Source organism: Streptomyces sp. NPDC006314 (assembly GCF_040613075.1).
Lineage (GTDB): Bacteria > Actinomycetota > Actinomycetes > Streptomycetales > Streptomycetaceae > Streptomyces.
Genome location: NZ_JBEXRL010000001.1, coordinates 396,753 through 415,227, shown reverse-complemented (window position 1 = coordinate 415,227; position 18,475 = coordinate 396,753). Strand labels below are relative to the sequence as shown.

General features: G+C 71.3%; 19 protein-coding genes and 1 pseudogene. 7 read left to right on the top strand and 13 right to left on the bottom strand.

Translation table 11 applies throughout. The features are described 5' to 3' along the window. Positions 1–122 precede the first annotated feature (122 nt). A complete protein-coding gene (locus ABZ079_RS01880; RefSeq protein WP_356937398.1) occupies positions 123–1,031 on the top strand; it encodes a YihY/virulence factor BrkB family protein in 909 nt (302 codons plus the stop codon). On the opposite strand, the gene ABZ079_RS01875 is transcribed toward ABZ079_RS01880, so the two are convergent. Next, on the bottom strand, positions 979–2,214 hold the full coding sequence (locus ABZ079_RS01875) for a D-alanyl-D-alanine carboxypeptidase (protein ID WP_356937397.1): 1,236 nt from the start codon (positions 2,212–2,214) through the stop codon (positions 979–981). The two genes, ABZ079_RS01880 and ABZ079_RS01875, sit on opposite strands and share 53 nt — an antisense overlap. Positions 2,215–2,305: 91 nt before the next feature. Here ABZ079_RS01875 and ABZ079_RS01870 point away from each other — a divergent pair, with 91 nt between their 5' ends. After that, positions 2,306–2,545 (top strand): hypothetical protein, encoded by a 240-nt coding sequence (locus ABZ079_RS01870; RefSeq protein WP_356818531.1) that lies wholly within the window; start codon positions 2,306–2,308, stop codon positions 2,543–2,545. Between the two features lie 14 nt (positions 2,546–2,559). Beyond that, positions 2,560–3,864 (top strand): metallophosphoesterase, encoded by a 1,305-nt coding sequence (locus tag ABZ079_RS01865; protein ID WP_356937396.1) that lies wholly within the window; start codon positions 2,560–2,562, stop codon positions 3,862–3,864. A 13-nt stretch (positions 3,865–3,877) separates the two neighbouring features. Here ABZ079_RS01865 and ABZ079_RS01860 read toward each other — a convergent pair. The 10 genes and pseudogenes from ABZ079_RS01860 to ABZ079_RS01815 all read right to left on the bottom strand — a co-directional run. Continuing rightward, positions 3,878–4,050, bottom strand: a pseudogene (locus ABZ079_RS01860) (Uma2 family endonuclease); the annotation flags it as partial. An 88-nt stretch (positions 4,051–4,138) separates the two neighbouring features. Then, on the bottom strand, positions 4,139–4,879 hold the full coding sequence (locus tag ABZ079_RS01855; RefSeq protein ID WP_356937395.1) for a TetR family transcriptional regulator: 741 nt from the start codon (positions 4,877–4,879) through the stop codon (positions 4,139–4,141). 11 nt (positions 4,880–4,890) lie between these two features. Further along, positions 4,891–5,424, bottom strand: a complete 534-nt coding sequence (locus ABZ079_RS01850; protein ID WP_356937394.1) for a DCC1-like thiol-disulfide oxidoreductase family protein — start codon at positions 5,422–5,424, stop codon at positions 4,891–4,893. Then, positions 5,421–5,828: a hypothetical protein gene (locus ABZ079_RS01845; RefSeq protein WP_356937393.1), complete on the bottom strand. Its 408-nt coding sequence runs from the start codon at positions 5,826–5,828 to the stop codon at positions 5,421–5,423. Before ABZ079_RS01845 ends, ABZ079_RS01850 begins: the two co-directional genes overlap by 4 nt. Positions 5,829–5,910: 82 nt before the next feature. After that, positions 5,911–6,321: a VOC family protein gene (locus ABZ079_RS01840; protein WP_356937392.1), complete on the bottom strand. Its 411-nt coding sequence runs from the start codon at positions 6,319–6,321 to the stop codon at positions 5,911–5,913. A 546-nt stretch (positions 6,322–6,867) separates the two neighbouring features. Further along, positions 6,868–7,647 carry a succinate dehydrogenase iron-sulfur subunit gene (locus tag ABZ079_RS01835; protein ID WP_356937391.1) on the bottom strand — a complete coding sequence of 260 codons (780 nt, stop codon included), beginning with the start codon at positions 7,645–7,647 and terminating at the stop codon, positions 6,868–6,870. Further along, positions 7,647–9,401, bottom strand: a complete 1,755-nt coding sequence (gene sdhA, locus ABZ079_RS01830; protein ID WP_356937390.1) for a succinate dehydrogenase flavoprotein subunit — start codon at positions 9,399–9,401, stop codon at positions 7,647–7,649. The genes ABZ079_RS01835 and sdhA overlap by 1 nt, the downstream gene beginning before the upstream one ends. A 19-nt stretch (positions 9,402–9,420) precedes the next feature. After that, positions 9,421–9,903, bottom strand: a complete 483-nt coding sequence (locus tag ABZ079_RS01825) for a succinate dehydrogenase hydrophobic membrane anchor subunit (protein WP_356937389.1) — start codon at positions 9,901–9,903, stop codon at positions 9,421–9,423. A 5-nt stretch (positions 9,904–9,908) separates the two neighbouring features. Next, entirely contained in the window at positions 9,909–10,289 is a 381-nt protein-coding gene (gene sdhC, locus ABZ079_RS01820) for a succinate dehydrogenase, cytochrome b556 subunit (RefSeq protein WP_356937388.1), read from the bottom strand. Positions 10,290–10,479: 190 nt separating this feature from the next. Next, complete coding sequence (locus tag ABZ079_RS01815) at positions 10,480–11,028, bottom strand: 2-oxo-4-hydroxy-4-carboxy-5-ureidoimidazoline decarboxylase (RefSeq protein WP_356937387.1); 549 nt, start codon at positions 11,026–11,028, stop codon at positions 10,480–10,482. A gap of 190 nt (positions 11,029–11,218) precedes the next feature. Between ABZ079_RS01815 and ABZ079_RS01810 the strand changes: the two genes are divergently transcribed. From ABZ079_RS01810 to ABZ079_RS01795, 4 genes are all read left to right on the top strand, one after another. Further along, the gene (locus tag ABZ079_RS01810) at positions 11,219–12,829 is read left to right on the top strand and encodes a glycoside hydrolase family 20 protein (RefSeq protein WP_356937650.1); all 1,611 of its coding nucleotides are present in this window, start codon (positions 11,219–11,221) and stop codon (positions 12,827–12,829) included. 126 nt (positions 12,830–12,955) lie between these two features. After that, entirely contained in the window at positions 12,956–13,660 is a 705-nt protein-coding gene (locus ABZ079_RS01805) for a DUF4328 domain-containing protein (RefSeq protein WP_356937386.1), read from the top strand. 92 nt (positions 13,661–13,752) lie between these two features. After that, on the top strand, positions 13,753–14,322 hold the full coding sequence (locus ABZ079_RS01800) for a hypothetical protein (RefSeq protein WP_356937385.1): 570 nt from the start codon (positions 13,753–13,755) through the stop codon (positions 14,320–14,322). A gap of 153 nt (positions 14,323–14,475) precedes the next feature. Then, positions 14,476–14,862 (top strand): hypothetical protein, encoded by a 387-nt coding sequence (locus ABZ079_RS01795; RefSeq protein ID WP_356937384.1) that lies wholly within the window; start codon positions 14,476–14,478, stop codon positions 14,860–14,862. Positions 14,863–14,916: 54 nt separating this feature from the next. Here ABZ079_RS01795 and ABZ079_RS01790 read toward each other — a convergent pair whose 3' ends face one another. Beyond that, a complete protein-coding gene (locus ABZ079_RS01790) occupies positions 14,917–17,556 on the bottom strand; it encodes an FG-GAP-like repeat-containing protein (protein ID WP_356937383.1) in 2,640 nt (879 codons plus the stop codon). Positions 17,557–17,896: 340 nt separating this feature from the next. Continuing rightward, positions 17,897–18,340, bottom strand: a complete 444-nt coding sequence (locus tag ABZ079_RS01785; RefSeq protein ID WP_356937382.1) for a hypothetical protein — start codon at positions 18,338–18,340, stop codon at positions 17,897–17,899. Between the last annotated feature and the right edge of the window lie 135 nt (positions 18,341–18,475).

Sequence of the window (18,475 nt, the reverse complement as noted above, 5' to 3'; positions counted from 1 at the left end):
ATACGGGTGATCAGTTGCCAAACATCCTGTTACCTCCTGGAAACGGGTGATTAATGGGATGTCCCCTGATAATGACGTCATTTCAGCGGTGTGGAGAGGGACCGCGAGGGCAAGGACGGATCATGGACTGGCTGAAGAGGCTGCCCGGCATCGGGCCGATCGTCACCCGGCTGATGGTCACGCACGCGTGGCGGTGCTACGAGCGGCTGGACCGGGTGAAGTGGACCCGCCTGGCCGCCGCCATGACGTTCGTCAGCTTCGTCGCGCTGTTCCCGCTGCTGACCGTGGCCGCCGCGATCACCGCGGCCACGCTGAGCCCGTCCCGCCAGAAGGCCGTCGAGCACAGGATCGCCGACCAGTTCCCGGGCCTCTCCCAGCAGTTGACCATCAGCTCCCTGGTGGACAACGCCGGCACGATCGGCATCATCGCGGGTGCCGTGCTGCTGTTCACGGGCATCGGCTGGGTCGGCCAGGTGCGGGACTGCCTGCGCGCGGTGTGGGAACTGCCCGACCACGAGGAGAACCCCCTCCTCGCCAAGGTCAAGGACGCCGGCATCCTTTTCGGCCTCGGCGGCGCGCTGCTGGTCACGCTCGCCGCGTCCACGCTCGCCTCGGCGGCGGTCGGCTGGCTGGCCCGGCAGATCGGTCTGCAGGAGCACAGCTGGGGCAGCATGCTGCTGTGGATCGCCGCGTTCGCCGTCGCCGTGCTCGCCGACTTCCTCGTTCTCCTCTACGTCCTGACCCTGCTGCCCGGGGTCGAGCCGCCGCGCCGCCGCCTGATGGTGGCCGCGATGCTCGGCGCGGTCGGCTTCGAACTGCTGAAGCTGCTGCTCAGCAGCTATATCCAGGGGGTCGCCGCGAAGAGCATGTACGGCGCTTTCGGCGTCCCCGTGGCGCTGCTGCTGTGGATCAACTTCACCGCGAAGATCGTGCTGTTCTGCGCCTCCTGGACGGCGACGCAGAGCAAGGAGGTCGAGCTCAGGGACGCGTCCGACGGCGCATCAGATCCGGCAGCGGCCACCGGCGGTTGATCAGCAACACCCCGCCCGAGAGCAGCACCAGCAGTCCGCCCGCGATGGCGAGGGCGGTACCGACACCGGAACCGGACTCGGTGGTGGCGCTCGCCACCGGCCCGGAGCGGGACCCGCCGATCCCCGAGGACGTCTGCCCGGCGGAGGCGCTGGGGCCCGGCTGCGTGGGGTTCGCGGCGGCGCTCTTCGGCGGCACCAGCTCGCCCACCGGGCTGACCTTGCCGGCCGCCTGGAAGCCCCAGTCGAAGAGCTTCGCGGTCTCCTTGTAGACCTCGTTGTGCTCGTGCTTCTCCGGGTTCATCACCGTCACGAGCAGTACCTTGCCGTTGCGCTCGGCCACCCCGGTGAAGGTGGCGCCCGCATGGGTGGTGTTGCCGTTCTTCACCCCCGCGATGCCCTGGTACACGGGCACGTCGGCGTCGCCGCTCAGCAGCCGGTTGGTGTTCCGGATCTCGGCGGACCCGAATGTCGCCCGCACCGTCGAGCAGTAGTCACGGAAGTCCTTCTTCTGCAGCCCGGAACGGGCGAACAGCGTCAGGTCGTACGCCGACGACAACTGCCCCGGCTCGTCGTAGCCGTCCGGGGAGGCCACGTGGGTGTCCAGGGCCTGCAACTCGTCGGCATGGGCCTGCATGTCCTCGACGGTCTGCTCGACACCGCCGTTCATGGCGGACAGCACGTGCACGGCGTCGTTACCCGACCGCAGGAAGACCCCGAGCCACAGGTCGTGGACGGTGTAGGTGTGCCCCTCCTTTATCCCGACCACGCTGGAGCCGATACCCATGCCCGCGAGGTCCGACGGCACCACCTTGTGCCGGGTGTCCTTGGGGAACCGGGGCAGCACGGTGTCCGCGAACAGCATCTTCAAGGTGCTCGCCGGGGGCAGCCGCCAGTGGGCGTTGTGCGCGGCGAGCACCTCGCCGGACTCGGCGTCGGAGACGATCCACGAACGGGCGGTGAGGTCCTTGGGCAGCACGGGCACGCCGGGGGCGAGGTTGACCTGGGTGCCGGGCCGGGCGAGCCGGACACCGCCCACGGCGGACATCTGGGCCGGGGGCGTGGCCGTCGGACCGGTGGAGGGGGTCGGGGCGGCGAGAGCGGCGGGCGCGGTGATGGACAGGGACAACAGTGTGGCGGAGGTGACCAGCAATGATCGCCTGCCGGTCGTCTTGGGTGCAGACACGATCGAAAACGTACCTGGAGCGCACCGCGAAGTCCCGCCTCCCACCCCACCCCCGACCCGGAACCGGACACGGGACGGCGATACTGGAGGGATGAAGCTCAGCCGCCCGGTCTCCTGGTTCCTGCTCGCCTTCGGGGTGTGGAGCTGGGTCATCTGGGTCACTTTCGTCAAGAACCTGGTCAAGGACAGCAGCGGGCTCGCCTTCGACGACGGCCACCCGACCGCGTACTTCTGGGTGCACCTGCTGCTGGCGGTCGTTTCCTTCGTATTGGGGACGGTCATCGGGGTCATCGGGTTGCGCGGACTGCGCGCACTGCGCCGGACGTCATAGCGGGGACCGGTCGGGTGGTCATCGTCTTCGCGCTCGTCGCCCTGGCCGTCCTGGCCGTCGCGGCGGCTCTGCACCGGTACGTGTGGCGGCGCCTGGTCCGCGACACCACACGCGGTCCGGGCCCGGCCCGGCGCGCCGGCACGGCGGTGTTCGTCGCCGGCCCGGTCCTGATGGTCGCCGCCCTGGTCGCGGAACGCTCCGGCGCACCCTTCTGGCTCCAGCGCGCCCTGGCCTGGCCCGGCTTCCTGTGGATGGCCCTCGCCCTGTACCTGCTGCTGGCGGTGGTGGCGGGGGAGGCGGTACGACCGCTGCTGCGCCGCGCACTGGACCGGCGCAGCCGGCCGAGCCGGAACCCGGGATCACCTCTCGACCGGCCCAGACGGCTGGTGGGTGGGCAGAGGCCGGGGGCCCTGGGGGCGGAACCCCCCGGTACGTCCACCGCGGCCCCCGAACCCCGGCCCGCCGCCCCCGCCGCCCCGGCCCGGGACTCCGCCCCCACCCGCCGTCTCTTCGTCTCCCGGGTCGTCGCCGGGGCCGCCGTCTCCGCCGCCGTCGCGGCCGCCGGCTACGGCACCTACGGCGTCCTGCGCGGACCGCGTGTGAAGCGCGTCACCGTGCCGTTGGCCAAACTCCCGCGAGCCGCGCACGGTTTCCGGATCGCGGTCGTCAGCGACATCCATCTCGGCCCGGTCCTCGGCCGGGACTTCGCGCAACGGGTCGTCGACACCGTCAACGCGACCCGGCCGGATCTGATCGCGGTCGTCGGCGACCTGGTGGACGGCAGCGTCAAGGACCTGGGCCCGGCCGCCGCACCCCTCGCACGGCTCGACGCGCGGCACGGCGCCTACTTCGTCACCGGCAACCACGAGTACTTCTCCGGTGCCGAGCAGTGGGTGGCCCAGGTGCGCACCCTCGGCCTGCACCCGTTGGAGAACGCCCGCACGGAGCTGCCGTACTTCGACCTGGCCGGAGTGAACGACCTCCAGGGCGAGAGCGAGGGGCAGGGCCCGGACTTCGACAGGGCCCTCGCCGACCGGGACCCGGCACGCGCGTGCGTGCTCCTCGCCCACCAGCCGGTGCAGATTTACGAGGCCGTCCGGCACGGCGTCGACCTCCAGCTCTCCGGTCACACCCACGGCGGCCAGCTCTGGCCCGGCAACCTCCTCGCGGCCGCCGCCAACCCGACCGTCGCCGGTCTCGACCGCTACGGTGACACCCAGCTGTACGTCAGCCGGGGCGCGGGCGCCTGGGGGCCGCCCACGCGCGTGGGGGCGCCGTCGGACGTGACGGTGGTCGAACTGGCCGCCATGAGCGCGTGACCTGATCGCTCCCGGGCAGCATCAGATCGGTCAGCGCCACGCCGTGGGGCCGTCGGGGGGCGGGGACGCGGGGAGCCGGCCTCCGATGATCTCGACGCGGCAGCCCGGGTTGCGCTCCATGAGTTGGTTCGCCTCCACGATCAGCGGACGGTCACCATGAGGCCGCTCGGCGGCTGCTGCGGACATCAGGCGCCTCCCGCCGGGCCGGTGCCGGGAGCATCACCGTAGGCAGCCCGGAAGCCGGGTGCGTTCCCGGGCCTTCACCCGGAAGCGATCACTCGCCCCGATCGCGCCCCGGATCCGGCAGTGCCTTCGTCATCCCCGGCAGGAAGTCCGTGAACAGCTCGTGGATCTCCAGGACCAGGGGGCGCAGGACCCGGAACCGGGCCAGGGACACCCCGCGTGCGGTCAGCCGGGCCCCGCGCCGCGCCAGCCGGTAACTGCGCTCCCGGCCTTCCGTCCGGTCGAAGACCCAGTACAGGACCAGGCCCATCTGGGAGAGCCACATCAACTCCGGAAGGACCTCGCGGAGTTCGGGCGCCACCTTGGACTTGGAACCGGCCAGGACCTCCCGGTGCACGCTGATGGCCTGTTCGCGGGCGTGCTCGCTCTCCGGGGAGAAGGGGCTGAGCGGGCTGTCGGGGTCGGCGGCGTTCTTGAAGAACTGCACCGCGAACTCGTGGTACGGCCTGGCGATGTCCAGCCACGCGGTCAGCACGCCCGCGAGCCGCGCCTCCAGATCGGTCTCCCGGCCCAGGACCTCCCGGACCGCCGCCTGGTGCTCGGCGGCGATCCGGTCGTAGAAGCCCTGGATCAGGTGCTCCTTGCCCTCGAAGTAGTAGTAGGCGTTGCCGACGGAGACCCCGGCCTCCTTGGCGATGGCCCGCATGGTCGTCTTGTCGTACCCGCGCTCCTGGAACAACCGCATCGCGGTCTCCAGGATCAGCGCGCGGGTCTGTTCGGACTTGCTGCTCTGGGGGCCGGCCGCCTCGGGGCCGTCGTTCTTCGCGGGCACGGTAGGAGAGCCTAACGAGTGGCGCAGGCGCCGTCGGAGCAGGACGGCGGCTGGTAGGTCCAGCCGGTGTCCGGGTGGTACACCCAGCCGTCCGCGCGCCGGTACGACCGCCCTCCCCACCGCCCGTCCTGCCGCCGCCGCCCCTGCCACTGCGCGTCCCGCCATTTCGCCGCCGCCAGCACGGCACCCCGGGCCAGTCCGGCGCCGGCCGGGGTGGCGAGCCGGTGGGCGAGCGGGCGGTGTTCGCGCAGGGCCCACAGGACGACGATCCAGGCGTGGGCTCCCCGGTAGACCTGCCCGGAGTCGCCGACGACGGTGACCTCGTCGAGGGTGGCGGCGTGGTCGAGAGCCGGGAAACGGCCGCGCGCCGCGGCCGAGCCCGCCGGTACCAGCTCCAGCGGCACCAGCTGCGACTGCCGCGCCAGCCAGCCGCGCAGGTGGGCGCAGAGGGCGCACTCGGCGTCGTACAGGACCGTCAGCCCGCGGACCGGGGCGCTGGTGGCGTCCCGGCCCTCCGTGGTGGTCGCGGTCGCCACGGTGGTCACGCGCCGGCCGTCGGGGCGAGCCACTCCTGCGGGGTGACCGGGGGCAGCTGCTCCCGCTCCATGACCCCGCGCCGGCGGATCTTGTTGAGCACGTACACGTTGCCCAGGTGCATCACGCCGAGCACCAGCAGGACCACGCCGAGCTTGGTCGACAGGGCCTCGAAGATGCCGCGGGTGTCCTCGATCGTCTCGTCGCCGCCCAGGTACAGCGCCACGAAGCCGAGGTTGACCAGGTAGAAGCCGACCACCAGGAGGTGGTTGACGGCGTCCGCGAGCTTCTCGTTGCCGTGCAGGACGTCGGCGAGGAAGATCCGGCCGTTGCAGCTGAGTGTACGGGCCACCCAGATGGTCAGCGCGATGCTGACGGCCAGGTAGATGACGTAGGCGATGACGGTGCGGTCCATGCCCCACCCCTTCTTGAACGCGTTCAAAACGCTGACAGGGATGACTGTAGCCCCGTTTTTGAACGTGTTCAAGTCAAGGTGGTCAGGCCCTGCGGCCCAGCGCCGGGCGCTTGGAGTAGTCCGTGAAGCCGAGGATGTTCCCCCAGGGATCGGCGATCTCCACGGTCCAGCCGGTGGCCACCTGGAACACCTCGTCCAGGGGCTCGACCCCCGCGGCGGCCAGCTCCCGCGCCGCCGCCCGGGCGTCCGGCACCTCCAGCCAGAGGCGCGGCGAAGGCCAGGGCGGCGGCCGGTGCCCCAGCGCCTCCTCGGCGCGCAGCAGGATGCCGGGCGTCTCCGCGCCGACCTTCAGCAGCGCGATCCCGGCCTCGTCGAACCGGAACCCCACGGTGAACCCGGCCCGCTCGTAGAACCCGACGGCCTCGGCGAGGTCGCCGACGGGAAGCAGCACGTTGTCGAATCCGAGCAGTTCGTACGACTGGTCATCTGACATACCGTCAGAGTAAGACCCCTCCCCGCGGTATCCCGTGATTGCCAAAGGTGGCGCACCCCGCCGAGGGCCCCGCCCACGGGACGAGACCGGGAGGCAGGCCCCAGACCGGCGGTACGGGTGGGCTCACCGACCGCGATGCGTGTCTTCCACCAGGAGGCCGGGCCGATGATCCCGGCTCCGGGCCGGGCATGGCGTCGCGGCCGCCGGCGTAGAAGCGCACCGAGCCGTCGGAGCGGGCCGTCCATGCGTCGGGAGGCGGTCGCCGTTGGCGTCGCCGGCGACGGCCGCCGACCCACTCGGCGCGCGCAGGGGCCGGGAGCCCGGGCCGGGCTACCGGTCGGCCCCCCGCCCGACCGCTCGTAGCAGGCCGGGCGGGCGCCCGAGAGGCCGTCCGGCGGGCTTGCGCCGTCCCGGACGCCCAGGGGGTGCCGGTCGTCGAGGCCGTCGGCCAACGGTCCGCCCGCCCGGCCGTGAAGAAGCCGCCACGCGCACGAGGGCCCCGCTCCTGTACGGAGCGGGGCCCTCGGCGTCGGGGCGTGCCCGGGATCAGTAGCGGCGTGTGATCAGTGCGCGCTTGACTTCCTGGATCGCCTTGGTGACCTCGATACCGCGCGGGCAGGCGTCCGTGCAGTTGAAGGTCGTGCGGCAGCGCCACACGCCGTCGCGGTCGTTGAGGATCTCCAGGCGCTGCTCGCCCGCCTCGTCACGGCTGTCGAAGATGAAGCGGTGGGCGTTCACGATCGCGGCCGGACCGAAGTACTGGCCGTCGTTCCAGAACACCGGGCAGGAGGAGGTGCAGGCCGCGCAGAGGATGCACTTCGTCGTGTCGTCGAAGCGCTCGCGGTCCTCGGCGGACTGCAGCCGCTCGCGGGTCGGCTCGTTCGTGTCCTTGGTGACCAGGAACGGCATGACGTCCCGGTACGCCTGGAAGAACGGCTCCATGTCCACGACCAGGTCCTTCAGGACCGTAAGGCCCTTTATGGGCTCGATCGTGATCGGCTTGTCGGGGTTGATGTCCTTGATCAGCGTCTTGCAGGCGAGGCGGTTCTTGCCGTTGATCCGCATCGCGTCCGAGCCGCAGATGCCGTGCGCGCACGAGCGGCGGAAGGTGAGGGTGCCGTCGATGTCCCACTTGATCTTGTGGAGGCCGTCGAGGACACGCTCCTTCGGGTCGATCTCCAGCTGGAAGTCTTCCCAGACCGCCTCCGCCGAGACCTCCGGGTTGAACCGGCGGACCCGGAAGGTGACCGTGATGTAGGGGGAGTCGGCGAAGCCGGGCTCGGGCTGGCCGGCCGCGTCCGCCTTGTCCAGAACAGGGGTAGCCATCAGTACTTACGCTCCATCGGCTGGTAGCGGGTCTGGACGACCGGCTTGTAGTCGAGACGGACGGTTTCCGAGCCGTCGGCGCCGACCTCGCGGTACGCCATGGTGTGGCGCATGAAGTTGACGTCGTCGCGGTTCGGGTAGTCCTCGCGGTAGTGACCGCCGCGGGACTCCTTGCGGGCCAGCGCCGAGACGGCCATGACCTCGGCCAGGTCGAGCAGGTTGCCCAGCTCGATCGCCTCGAGGAGGTCCGTGTTGAACCGCTTGCCCTTGTCCTGGATCGCCACGTTCTTGTAGCGCTCACGCAGCTCGGCGATCTTCTCGACGGCCGTCTTGATCGTCTGCTCGGTGCGGAACACCATGACGTTGGCGTCCATGGTCTCCTGCAGCTCGCGGCGCAGGGTCGCCACCCGCTCGTTGCCGGTGGAGTTGCGCAGCCGCTCGATCTGCTCGACCACGAAGGACTCCGGGGCCTCCGGCAGCTCGACGTAGTCCGCCTTGTGGGCGTACTCGGCGGCGGCGATGCCCGCGCGGCGGCCGAAGACGTTGATGTCCAGCAGCGAGTTCGTGCCGAGACGGTTGGCGCCGTGGACCGAGACACAGGCCACCTCGCCGGCGGCGTACAGGCCCGGGACGACCGTGGTGTTGTCCGCCAGGACCTCGCCCTCGACGTTCGTCGGGATGCCGCCCATCGCGTAGTGGGCCGTGGGCTGGATCGGGATCGGGTCCGTGTACGGCTCGATGCCGAGGTAGGTGCGCGCGAACTCCGTGATGTCGGGCAGCTTCGCGTCCAGCTGCTCCGGCGGCAGGTGGGTCAGGTCCAGGTAGACGTGGTCGCCCTCGGGACCGCAGCCGCGGCCCTCGCGGATCTCCGTGTAGATCGAGCGGGACACCACGTCTCGCGACGCGAGGTCCTTCATCACCGGCGCGTACTTCTCCATGAAGCGCTCGCCGTCCTTGTTGCGGAGGATGCCGCCCTCACCGCGGGCGCCCTCCGTCAGCAGGATGCCCATGCGCCAGATGCCGGTCGGGTGGAACTGGAAGAACTCCATGTCCTCCAGCGGCAGACCCCGGCGGTAGACGGCGGCCTGGCCGTCACCGGTCAGCGTGTGGGCGTTCGACGTCACCTTGAAGAACTTGCCGCAACCGCCGGAGGCGTAGATCACGGCCTTCGCCTGGAAGACGTGGATCTCGCCGGTGGCCAGCTCGTAGGCGATGACACCGGCCGACTTCTTGACGCCGTCGACCTCGGTGATCAGCTGGTCCAGGACGTAGAACTCGTTGAAGAACTCCACACCCTCCTTGACGCAGTTCTGGTACAGCGTCTGGAGGATCATGTGGCCGGTGCGGTCCGCGGCGTAGCAGGACCGGCGGACCGGGGCCTCGCCGTGGTTGCGGCTGTGGCCGCCGAAGCGGCGCTGGTCGATGGTGCCGTTCGGCGTCCGGTTGAACGGCAGGCCCATCTTCTCCAGGTCGAGGACGGCGTCGATGGCCTCCTTCGCCAGGATCTCGGCGGCGTCCTGGTCGACCAGGTAGTCACCGCCCTTGACCGTGTCGAAGGTGTGCCACTCCCAGTTGTCCTCCTCCACGTTGGCCAGCGCGGCGGCCATGCCGCCCTGCGCGGCGCCCGTGTGGGAGCGGGTGGGGTAGAGCTTGGTCAGGACCGCGGTGCGGCTGCGCTTCGTCGCCTCGATGGCGGCGCGCATGCCCGCGCCGCCGGCGCCGACGATGACGGTGTCGTACTTGTGGATCTTCATGATTCTCGCAGCCCCGTGCCTAGCGGATGTTCGGGTCGAAGGTGAAGATCACCAGCGTGCCCAGCAGGATGGTGAACACCGTGGCCGTGTAGAGCAGGCCCTTGAGCCACAGCCGGCTGTTCGGCCGCTCGGCGTAGTCGTTGATGATCGTGCGCAGGCCGTTGGCGCCGTGCAGCATCGCCAGCCACAGCATCAGCAGGTCCCAGACCTGCCAGAACGGGGACGCCCAGCGGCCGGCCACGAAGGCGAAGCCGATCTTGGAGACGCCGCCGTCCAGCACGAGCTGGATCAGCAGGTGGCCGAGGACGAGGACGACCAGCACGATGCCGGACAGGCGCATGAACAGCCAGGCCGCGAGCTCGAAGTTGCCCCGGGTCGACTTCGGGGACTTCTTGGTGCGCTTGCGGGGCGCCTCGATCAGCGGGGCCGGGTTGTCGACGGAGTAGACGGGGGCGCCCTCGACGGGGCCGACTCCGGACGCGGGGGTTTCAGTCGTGGACATGGGCGTCAGCTCCCGAACAGAACACGAGCGGCGTGGCCGAGGACGGGCCAGAATGCCCCGCCCATCAGGGCGAGCCAGGCGACCATGACGCCCCAGAACATCTGCTTCTGGTAGCGGGGGCCCTTCGACCAGAAGTCGACGGCGATGACGCGCAGACCGTTGAGCGCGTGGAAGAGGATGGCGGCGACGAGGCCGTACTCCAGCAGCGCGACGATCGGCGTCTTGTACGTGGCTACGACCTTGTCGTAGTCCTCGGGGGAGACACGCACGAGAGCGGTGTCCAGCACGTGAACGAACAGGAAGAAGAAAATGAGGACGCCGGTGACTCGGTGAGCCACCCAGGACCACATTCCTTCCCGGCCGCGGTACAGCGTTCCAGCCGGCACGGAAGAACCCTCCGGGAGCGGGGATTAGGGCCGCGCCGGCTTCACTGTCGGTCGGGCCCGGCCGGGTACGGTCCACCGGCCCCCAGCATCGTAGCGAGGCGCTGCGCTGTGCCTTACGGGGGGCCTGCCTGTGTGATCAAACTGGCACCGTACGGGCTACCGGGGGCGGCCGCGCGGCCGGAAGGTTGCGTCATTTGCCGGATATGGGTGCTTTTGTGCTGGTCGCGCAGCTCCCCGCGCCCCTGAGGCAGGCACTCAGCCTGCCCCTTGCCAGGCGCCGCAGCTCCTCTGCCGCTATCACCCGTTCCACCTCCGGATCGTTTGTCAATCGTGACCGGATGGCTTCGAGGATGCGGTCGGGCGTCTCGTCCGGGGGGACGTCGCCCAGGTAGATGACGAACGCGTGTCCGAATCGCGCCTCGTAGGCCGCGTGCGCCGCGCTCAGTGCCATGTGGGCCGCCGAGTACGTGTCCTCGGGTAGCTCGGGAAGGGACTCGCCCGCCAGGGCCTCCGCCAGGTCGTCCGGGGAGAGGTCGTACGCCGCCTCGTCCGCCGCGGCCAGCAGGGCGCCCAGGTCCGGGTAGGGGCGGTGGGCGGCGACCCGGTGGGACCAGCACGGGCTGTGCAGGCAGTGCAGCAGGAGGGCGCGGGCCTCGTCGTCGGCGGCGGCGTTGAAGGCGTCGAGGGGCGTGGGGAGGTAGGGGAGACGGTGGGCGGGCAGCGTGGGTCCTCGCGTCACAAGTGGTGCGGCAGGGGATGCTGTGAAAGATGTGTCGTCAGGTTATCGAGGGTGGTCACTGTGTGTGCGTACGTTTCCTGAATTTCACTCGAACGGGAGAGTTTCGGAACGCCCGGGTGACGGATGAACGGGGGAACGGTCGTACGTTGGCAGGGTGAACCAGCACAGGCGCCGAGGTCCGGCACAGCAGGTGATACACAAGCGGGCGGCGGTGGCCGCCGTGTTCGTCGGGACCGTCGCGCTCGGCGCGGGCGTCGGTGTGTGGGCCTCGGCGGACGGAGGCGGCGGGAGCCACGAAGGGGGTACGCGGCAGTCCTCCGGCCGGGTCCCCGCCGGACCGGCCACGCCGTCGGCCAGTCCGGCGCCGAGCCGGTCCTCTCCGCTGTCGCAGGCGCCGCGCACGATACCCGCGGTGCGCTCCCACACCCCGGCACGCGGCCCCGGCTGGAAGCCGCAGCGGGGCGAGCGGGTGGTGGTCGGCGATGCCGAGCTGGCCGACGAGGGACGGCTGATAGCCGGGGAGCTGGGGCTGACCTACGCGGGCGAGAAGGACGACGTGCGGGCCGGTGACGTACGGCTCGCGCTCGGCGGCGGGGGCGGGAACCAGGAGTCGTACACGATGACCGTCCGCGGCGGGCGGGTCGACATCAGCGGGCCGGGCGAGGCGGGGGTCTTCTACGGCACCCGCACGCTGAAGCAGGAGGTCCACGGCGGCGGCCCGGCCCCGGAGGGGGTGGTGCGGGACGAGCCCGCCAAGCCGGTGCGCGGGTTCATGCTGGACATAGCGCGCAAACCGTTCACCGAGTCCTGGATCGAGGACCGGATACGCGAGCTCGGGGACCTGAAGTTCAACGAGCTGGGGCTGCACTTCTCCGACGACCAGGCCTTCCGGATCGAGTCCCGCACCCACCCCGAGATCGTCTCCAAGGACCATCTGACCAAGGCGCAGGTCAAGAAGATCGTGGACCTGGCCGACAGCCGGCACATCACCGTCGTCCCCGAGATCGACTCGCCGGGGCACCTGGGCGCCGTCATCGCCGCCCACCCCGACCTCCAGCTGCGCAACGCGAGCGGCGTCGCCACGAGGGGCGCCGTCGACATCTCCAAGGACGCCTCCGCGAAAATCGTCGACGATCTGCTGAACGAGTACGCGGGGCTCTTCACCGGCGACCGGTGGCACCTCGGCGGCGACGAGTACCAGGCGCTGACCGTGAAGGACCCGCAGGCGTCGTATCCGCAGCTGGCCGCCGCCGCGCGGCGGGCCTACGGTCCCGGTGGCATCGTCGCCGACCTGGCCACCGGCTGGCTCAACGACCGCGCCGACACCGTCCGTGCCCACGACAAGACCGCCCGGGCGTGGAACGACGGCTTCTTCCGGGGCACCTCCGTGCGGCCCGCCAAGGACCTCCAGGTCGCCTACTGGACCGGCAAGGAGATCGGCGCCCGGCAGCCCGTGGAGTACCTGAGCGCGGGGCGCAAGGTGCTCAACTACAACGACGAGTTCCTCTACTACGTGCTCGGGCAGCCGCAGACCTTCGTGTATCCGACGGGACAGCGCATCTACGAGCGGTGGGACCCGCGGGTGCTGCGCGGCACGACCGCCGTGCCGGCGCGCTACGACGGGCAGATCCTCGGCGGGTCGTTCGCGGTGTGGTGCGACTTCGCCGACGCGCAGACGGAGGGTCAGGTCGCCGCCGGGATAAGGATGCCGCTGCGGGCCACCGTGCAGAAGCTCTGGGACCCGGGCAAGCCGGCGCTGTCCTGGGCCGAGTTCCGGCGGCTGGCGGACCGGCTGGGCTGAGCGACCGCGCCGGGATTCGAGTGGACGTACGACGGTGCGGACCGTATGGTCCGGTGTTCGCGTGTCCGGCTCGGGGAGGGCCGCGCGCTCGTCGCACCGTCGCCACTGTCCCGGGGGAACCACATCATGACCTCGCCCATGCCCGCTCCCGCCTTCGCCGGGGTGCCCGGTGCCGTTCCTCGTTCGCCGGTGGGGCTCGGCCGGGCCGCGGCCGCGCTGCTCGGGCTCGTCATCGCCGCCGACCTGTTCGCCGTCTGGGCCGACGTGGTGGAGATGAACGTCGCCGGGGACCTCGCCGACGGGGTCACCGGCTCCGACGTCCTCGACCGGGCCGACCGCGCCGACTCGCTCTACCGGGGCGCCGGCGTCGCCCAGGTGACCGCCCTGCTCGCCACGATGGCCGTGTACCTGTGCTGGCTGTGGCGGGTGCGGGTCAACGCCGAGGTGTTCAACCCGGGCGGACAGAGCAAGGCACGCGGCTGGACGATCGGCGGCTGGTTCGTCCCGGTGGTGAACCTGTGGTTCCCGCGCCGCATCACCCTCGACATCTGGGACTCCAGCGCCGCCTGGGCCGACCGCCCCGGCCACGCCCTGGTCAACTCCTGGTGGTTCGTGTGGATCGTCTCCCTGTTCGCCGACCGGGCCGCGGCCACCATGTACCGGCGGGCCGACACGGCGGCCGCACTGCGTGACGCGGCACGCCAGATGCTGTTCTCCGACGCGTTCGACATCGTGGCGGCCGTGCTGGCCATCCTCGTGGTACTGAAGATCACCCGGATGCAGCACGAAAAGGCTCTGGCCGGCCCGGTGCCGATCCCCGCCCTTGGCTGAAAACCTCTGGCTGTGACACTCCCGGGCCGTTGCACGCAGTAAGGGGAAGTGCGGGCTCCGTACCGGGCGGCGCCCTGGCGAGGGAGGCTTTCATGAGCCTGGTGGAACTGATCGAACAGGCCGACGAGCGCGGACTGGCCGCCAGCGGGTTGGCTTGTTTGGATCGGTGTCTGCCCCTGCTCGGCGGCGACGACGAACTGCTGCGCCCCCTGTGGGCCGGCCTCGCCGACGGCTCCGACTGGGGCGGCGGCCTGGACAAGGCCCGCGACGCGCTCGGCACCGCGCCGCCCGCCGAGGACGAGGCCGCCCGGCTCGCCCGCCGCATGCTGGACGCGGCCCCGGCCGGGCGTACCGCCGAAGCGGTGCGGCCCTGGGCCGACGCCTGCTCGGTCGCCTCCCTGCGCATCCACCGGCTGCTCGACCCCGCCGCGGACGGCACCGCGGGCGACGACCGCCTCGACGCCGGGCGCGCGGGGGACACGGAGGGTCTGCCCCCGCTCGTCGCCGCCGAGCTGCGCCGCCAGATCACCGTCCTGGAACTCCTCGCCGGCCACGGCGCGCACGGCCTGCGCCAGGCCCTGGACGTCTCGGTCGAGGGCCGCCGGGTGCTGCGCGCGGTGGTCTCCCGCCGGGCCCGGGTCGCCGCGGAATCCAGAGCGTGAGGGAGTCCGGCGCTTCAAACCTCGTGGCCGAGCGGGTCCTGTGACTGTCGTGCGGTGGACGTGGGGCGGTCCTGCGACAGTTGGCGAAACGTCTCGGATCCCGGTGACGGATGTCTCTCCCGGCTCGCTCTTCCCTATGTGACAGCCCACTACGTGACAGCACAGCAGGAGACCAGGCCCAACGCCGCGGCGAAGCCCGTGCGGTGGGCGGCGGACGTGGTCGCGACCATGCGCGAGGGTGCGCGGGTGCGGCTCGACTACTCGCCGCAGAGTCTGTGGCGGGTGGACCGGATGATCGACGGGATACGCCGTGAGGGGCCGCCGTACCCGGCGGTGGAGAGCGTGCTGCGCGGCTTCGGCGCCTACGCCGGCGAGGTGATCGTCCGCCGGACCGGCGCCGAGTGGTGGGCGACCGGCGGCGAGCACTGGGTGCGCACCCCCGACGGCCGGCTGTGGGACCCCATCGACGAGGCCCGGCGCTGCTTCGGCGGCCACGGCTCGCTGCGCCTGCTGTGCCGGGACGCGATCGCCGAGGGCTGAACGCCCGGCCGGGACCCTCCTCGGGACGGGCCCCGGCCGGAACGCGTCACGGTGCTACGGCGCCAGGGCCGCACCCAGGGCCGCCCCCGTGGGCGTACCGAGGGCCGACCTGCTGAACACCACCGTCTGGGCGTACCCGAGCCCGGAGCTGTTGCTCGGCAGGTACATCAGGATGCCGTCGCCGCCGTCCTCCCCGGCCACGCCGAGCGTGAGGTCGGCCCGGCCGTATCCGGACAGGTCGGTCAGTGACACCGACGAGCCGAGCTGGTCGCCGCTCTCGGTGGAGCCGGGCACGCCCGAGGTGTCCTGCGAGATCGCGACCGCGCCGGAGCCGGTGAGACCCGACGCGCTGCCCTTGATGAGCAGCGCCGAGCCGGCGTTGGAGCGGTTCACGCCGTCACGGGTGATGTCCTCGCCGGTCAGGCCGGTCAAAACGTCGGGGTAGCCGTCGGCGTTGTAGTCGCCCGCGGCGACCGAGGCACCCATGGCGTCGCCGTCCTCGGCGCTGCCCGGCACCCCACTGGTGTCCTGGTGGACGGTCTTCATCCCGGTCGTGGTGAAGCCGGTGGAGGTGCCGAGCAGCATGGTCACCTGACCCCCCTTGTACGCGCCGGACTCCGCGGTGTACGGCTGGCCGACGACGAGGTCGCCGTAGCCGTCGGCGTTGAAGTCGGCGGAGGCGACGGAGCGGCCGCCCCTGACGCTGAGGACGCCCGCCTTGGTCAGCCCGTTCGCCGAACCCGCGAACCGGACCACACGCGAGATGCCACCCGTGTCGCGGTAGTTGAGGGCGGCATCGGCGTAGCCGTCCCGGTTGAAGTCGCCGGTCGCGGCGTCCAGGTAAGTGAGGGAGCCGGTGGCCGTGGTCAGGGTGCCGGAGGTGGTGGTGCCGCCGGTCAGCCGTACGTTCCAGTTGCCGCCCTTGCCGGTGCCTGCCGCGAACACGTCCGCCTTGCCGTCGCCGTTGAAGTCGGCGACCGCCACGGTGGAGCCGAGCTTGGCGCCGGTCGCCGTGACGCTGCCCGACGTGTTGTACGAGAACCCGGTGCCGAGGGCCGGGCCGTACATGACCGTGACCGAGCCCCGGTCGGCGTGGCCACTGGTGTCGTCCTCGCCGGGAGAGCCGATCGCGAGGTCGGCGTATCCGTCGCCGTTGACGTCGCCCCAGGCGGTCGAGGTACCGAAGTCGTCACCGGACTCGGACGAGCCGGGCACGCCCGCGCTGTTCTGGGTGAGCGTGACCTTCCTCGCGGTGACCGGCCCGTCCACGCCACCCGGCACGACCGTCACCGAGTTGGCCTTCGGGGTGCCCGCCACCAGGTCGGGCAGACCGTCGCGGTCGCGGTCCGAGGTGGGCAGGGCGTGCGAGATGCCCGGCGTCCCGGCCAGCGTGGCGATCAGGGACAGCTTCTTGTAGAGGTTGTCGCCCGGGCAGGCGGTGGCGTTGGTGTCCCGGTGGCCGAAGACGCGCGGCAGCGTGATCTGCTGGTCCTTGTCGACCAGGTTGCCGTCCTGGCCCTTGGGGCTGCCGGAGGTCAGCGTGACCTTGCCGGTCGGGTCGACGCCGTACATCCCGAACTTCCAGGCCACGATCCGCGCGATCGAGTCCAGGGCGGCCCGCGAGGGCTGCGCGGTCATGTAGTTGCCGATGTAGGAGATGCCGACCGTGTTCGTGTTGAACCCGATGTCGTGCGCGCCCACCACCGGCAGGTCCGCCCCGCCGCTGCGGCCCTCGAAGATCTGCCCGCAGCGGTCGACCACGAAGTTGTAGCCGATGTCGAAGTAACCGCGGGAGAAGTGCTCCTGCTGGATGGTCCGCATCCGGGCCGCGGAGTCGGCGCAGGACACCGTGTTGTCGCTGTCGACGCCGGTGTGGTGGACGACGGCCGCCTTGATCTCCGTGCCGTAGCTCGGCGTGCCGTCGTAGTCCGTGGAGGCGCCCCACTCGGCCTGCGTGATGATCGGCGGTACGGCGACCGTGGAGGGGCGCGGGGACGGGACCGTGCTGGTCGGGGTGGGGGAGGCGGAGGCCGAGTCCGACACCGACGGTGAGGGGGAGCCGGTGGCCGGCGCGGACGACGAGGCCGGGTCACCGGGCGCCGTAGAGCCGGGCGATGACGACGCGTCGGACGGTGACGTCGAGTCGGACGGCGACGTCGAGTCGGACGGCGACGTCGAGTCGGTGGGCGCCGGCGTCGTCGTCTCCGCCGCGTAGGCGGCCGGCTGCGGGGTGCCCGCGGGATCGGTGCCGGGGTCCAGGAGCCTGACGTCCATGCCGGCCGGCTGGCCGCCCGCCTCGGTGCCGTCCGCCTTCACCAGACGCACCTGGACGCCGTCGGAGTCCCCGGTCCACAGCGAGGCCGTGCCGCCGCGCACGTCCCCGGCGCGCTCGGCCTCCGCACCGTCGGCCTGGTAGGGGTCCTCCGGCAGCTCCTGCCATCCGGACCACTTGCCGGTCTCCCGGTCCCGGGTGCGCACCTGCGGCGTGCCCTTGGCCTCGGCGTCGGCGTCGTTCCAGGTCAGCAGGAGCGCGCTGAACCTGTCGGTGCCCTTCTGACCCAGCCCCTTGCGGCCCGAGCCCCGGTTCTCGAGCTTCAGGGTGTGCATCGACGCCTTGCGGCTCGACCCCTTGCCGTCGGGCCGCGCCGGCGGGTCCGCCAGCGCGTAGGTGGCGATGCCGGCACCACTCAGCACGACTGCTCCGGCCGTCAGCCACGCCCGACTCTTCAGACTGAGCGGTTTGTACGCACGGGTCCTGCGAGGACTCACTGATCCACCCCTAGACAAGGAACACAACAGCACCCGTGTCACAGGTGCCTCTTACACAGCGCTCAGACCCGGCCGAATGTCACTGGCCGGCACACCGCTTACGCCACGACCGGAACCACCGGCCGGGCATGGGCCACGGGCCCGTAGTGACGTGCCGCCCTCCGGCACCGGCGACCCGCCCGGGCCGCCGTTCGACGTGAGGGCGGTGCCGTCACCCGCGTTCTCGCCGTCGGAGCCCACCGCCAGGCGTTCCGGCGCACGACACTCATCCGGCGGCCTCCGTCTGCTGCGGTGCCGCCGCCAGTTCCGCCTGGCAGGTGGCGCGCCCGAAGCTGCCGTAGGCGGAGGCTGTCTGAACGTGCTTGCCACGCACGGCGAGCGAGCAGCTCGCCCGGCCGCCCTTCTCGCCGAGCGTGATGGAGACCAGCGGTGGCTTGCCGAGCGGCACCTCCACGGTCTTCTTCCACGGCAGCGCGACGGCACGGTCGACGGTGGCGTTCCCGGCCTCGCTGCGGCCCTGGTAGGCGATGTCGGCGGTGCCCTCGCCTGTCACCTCGTACGTCACGGCGGCGGTCGGCACAGGGGGCCTGCCCGGTCTGTCCTCCGTGTCGAGCACGCCGTACAGCACGAGTCCACCGCAGGCGGCGGCCAGCACGCCGGCGACGGTCAGGGAGCGCCAGTCCCTCGATTCCGAATCTGTCCTTGGCATGAGCGCGGGTTATAGCGCAGAGCAAAGGCCGCACGCCAATGGACGGAAAAACCAGACGAATCGCCGCCGGAAAACCTCGAACCGCGACCTCGGTGGGCCAAGTGCCCCTTTTGCGCCGGCAATTGACAGGCCGTC